The following is a 3,168-nucleotide window of genomic DNA, read 5'->3' on the forward strand; positions in this document are numbered from 1 at the left end:
AACCTCTTTAAATATACTTAATATTCTTATTATATCATATTAGTCATTTATGTAATTAATTTTGTTTAACTACTTATGATGCGGATTATGCCAATCGATGCTGGCGAGTGCTGCTACAGTCCGATCGCGTCTTTCGAGAATTTCGCTCCCATTTTTCCGGCAAGGTTAGTCCGGTTCATTTTTTCTGGGGGAGTTTTGATTTAGCAGTGACTCGCTTTTCGGGGCGATCGGCTCCTGAGCATCCGGGAGGGGTGCCAAATCTACCGGATGCAGTGGCGCAGGAAGCCTATTCCCAGGAAGTCAGTAGTGCCGGATTTTGGCCCGGAGCCGGATTATCATACCCAGCGTTTTATTCCTATGCGTACCCAGAACCCGATGGGTTTAAGCAAGCTGAGGTTCGTCCTGATGCTGCATTTTACAGTAAAGAGTTGGGTGAATTTATTTTGCCCTATGATGCTGTCCGTGAGGCAGAATCACCGGATCAGATGTTGTTAGAGTTCTTGCAAAGCACCTACGAAGCTGCAGCCAGGTTAGGCAACTGGAATCAAAAGGAACTTCAGCAGTTGACGTTTAAGTAGCAACTGCATTCCTAAATTGGCGTTTAACTGGCAGATCTTAAGTGGTGAAATGTAGGACAATTTCGCAGACGGGTTTATTGGACGCTTAAACCTTATCAAAATACTCACCAGTTGTGCCTTGAGTTTAATGCTGATTGTAAATCCGGCAGTTCTGGCGGGTTATGCACCGGGCGATCAAAAGCCTGTCCCTCCAGAAAGAAGATCGGGTGGAGGAACGACTAGAGGGTGTTCTGGAGGAGATATGCCACTAACCGTTCTCGCCTCTGTGAACTACGTCGGACGAACGATTTCTCGACATCCTACGTTCGCTTGGTTTGTGCCTAATGATTCTGCCTCCAAGCCAATAAAATTCACGATTTACGAGTGGGTTCCCGGTGCTAAACCCAAACAAGCTCGCCAGATGTCCTTGCAGAGTTCACCGGGAATTATGAAATTATCCCCGTTCTCGAATAGCGAACAAGGACTGCAACAGGAGAAACAATATCTTTGGCAAGTTGTTATCAATTGCGACCCAGATAACCCATCAGGCGATCTAGTAAGCGAGGCAAATATTGAGGTTTTAGCAATGCCTGCGGCCGTGCAAAGTAAACTCAAGAAAGCAGTAAATAGCGTTGAGAAAGCTAATATCTATGCTGAGGCAGGTTTATGGTACAACGCGCTAGATGAAGTGCTCAAACTAGCCCAAGCGTCGAAACTGGGAGAAATGTGTTCAACTTTGTTAAAAGATTTGGCTGTGTCGGAAGCACCAAAAACTACTTCACAATTGTCGCCAAAAGAACGGGACGCTCGCGCAAAACAAATTGAAACCTTGAAGCAGATTGCAGATAGCGCACGCTGACATACTTGATAGCCTCTACTTTTTAGCAACATTTTAGTTATGACCTATGAAGAAGCGATCGCACTCGTTACGGCAACTATAGCTCCTCAATCTCTAAGCGAACTGCAAATCAATGTTCTTCGAGGAGCCTGGAACAAGCAGTCTTATCATCAGATTTCCCTCGAACTCAATCACGAGTACAGTTACATAAAAGATGTGGGCGCACAATTGTGGCAAATGCTAACCCAGGAGTTAGAAATCGGGGTAACAAAACTGAATTTGCAGGATGTCCTAAGGCAGTATGCACTGCAAAAACGAACGTGCGATCGGTCTGCATCTTTGCCACGCAATCGTGTCGATTGGGGAGAAGCAGTTGATGTTTCCCAGTTTTTCGGACGACAAGCACAATTAGCAATGCTAGAGCAATGGGTGATGCAAGATTGTTGCCGATTAATTGCGATTGCGGGCATAGGTGGCATCGGTAAAACAATGTTAGTAACTCAATTGGCACAGCAACTTGCTGATACTGAGCCGTTTGAAGTTGTGGTGTGGCGATCGCTGCGACAAGCTCCGCCCTTCGTCGATTTTCTCACTGAATTGATCTGTGCGATCGATCCGGATCGATCGCTGCCGCAGTCACTTGATGCCATAATGCGTCATTTGCTTATTCAGTTGCGCTCTCGCGGCTGTCTGCTCGTTCTAGATAACGTGGAAACGGTTTTTTCCAGTAAAAATTTAGTGGGTACTTATCGCAGTGGCTACGAAAACTACGGATTGTTATTTCAGCAGTTGGGAGAAGGACAACATCAGAGTACCATCTTACTAACGAGTCGCGAAATTCCCACAGAGGTTGCTGTTAGCGAAAGCCCCACCGCATCAATCCGATTGCTCAGGCTGGAACCAGTGTCGAGCGAGGAAGGAGAAACAATTTTAACCGCCAAGGAACTAAAGATACAAGCCAAACAACCGCAAGTAAGGGAATTAATTGAGTTATATCAAGGCAATCCACTGGCGTTAAAGATGGTAGCAGAATTGCTCAAAGATTTATTCGACAGCAATATTGCCACTTTTTTAGCTCAAGAAACTTTGTTATTTAAAGACATTCGCGACTTACTAGCGCAGCAGTTCGAGCGCCTCAGTTGGTCAGAGGAGCAAGTGATGTATTGGTTAGCCATCGCTCGGGAAGCCGTTACCGCAGAACAGCTACAAGCAGATCTATCTTTAGTGTCTCTGACAAAGTTGCGGGATACATTGATATCGCTCGATCGGCGATCTCTAATTGAAAAAATCAAGCCAACCTCAACTAAGCCGACAGAGCTAACTTCGTTAGATGGCGTCAGCTATACTCAACAGCCTGCGGTCATGGAGTATGTCATAGAACGATCGATCGAACAAATAACTCACGAAGTAGAGCAAGCACAGATTGATTGCCTTGGAAGCCATGCCTTGCTAAAAGCGCAGACGCAGACTATGTGCCAGACGTACAGATGCGTTCAGGGAGCGCTTGTCGCTCCTTGAAGAGCGCGCTCCTAAGATCAATGGCACTGAAAAAGGCTTAATCACACCCTCCGTTTAGCTTTCAAGACAGAACGAGGTTCCTGCATTCGAGGATATGGTTTCGGCCTGCGTTTCAAAACTCTAGGTTCAGAACGCTCAGGTCGAATCGTGAGTAAATTAGTTGCCACCTGTTCCAAAAGTAAGTAGTTAAGCAAAATTAATTACATAATTATCTCCAAATTCTTTAAGAATTTTTTCTACAGATGAAACAAGAGA

2 protein-coding genes and 1 pseudogene are annotated in these 3,168 nt (G+C 45.4%); all 3 read left to right on the forward strand.

Annotated elements, in window-relative coordinates; genetic code table 11:
* Window positions 1–83 precede the first annotated feature (83 nt).
* Window positions 84–578, forward strand: a pseudogene (locus QUB10_RS33930) (DUF5996 family protein); the annotation flags it as partial.
* Window positions 579–705: 127 nt separating this feature from the next.
* On the forward strand, window positions 706–1,416 hold the full coding sequence (locus QUB10_RS33935; RefSeq protein WP_333207506.1) for a DUF928 domain-containing protein: 711 nt from the start codon (window positions 706–708) through the stop codon (window positions 1,414–1,416).
* Between the two features lie 39 nt (window positions 1,417–1,455).
* Window positions 1,456–2,913: an NB-ARC domain-containing protein gene (locus tag QUB10_RS33940; protein WP_333207507.1), complete on the forward strand. Its 1,458-nt coding sequence runs from the start codon at window positions 1,456–1,458 to the stop codon at window positions 2,911–2,913.
* Window positions 2,914–3,168 lie beyond the last annotated feature (255 nt).

It is taken from the genome of Microcoleus sp. B5-D4, assembly GCF_036705145.1.
GTDB lineage: Bacteria > Cyanobacteriota > Cyanobacteriia > Cyanobacteriales > Microcoleaceae > Microcoleus.

What these genes read in the sequence shown, in the direction of transcription:
- QUB10_RS33935 (WP_333207506.1), top strand. Translation starts at nt 706, where the DNA reads ATGCTGATTGTAAATCCGGCAGTTCTGGCGGGTTATGCACCGGGCGAT.
- QUB10_RS33940 (WP_333207507.1), top strand. Translation starts at nt 1,456, where the DNA reads ATGACCTATGAAGAAGCGATCGCACTCGTTACGGCAACTATAGCTCCT.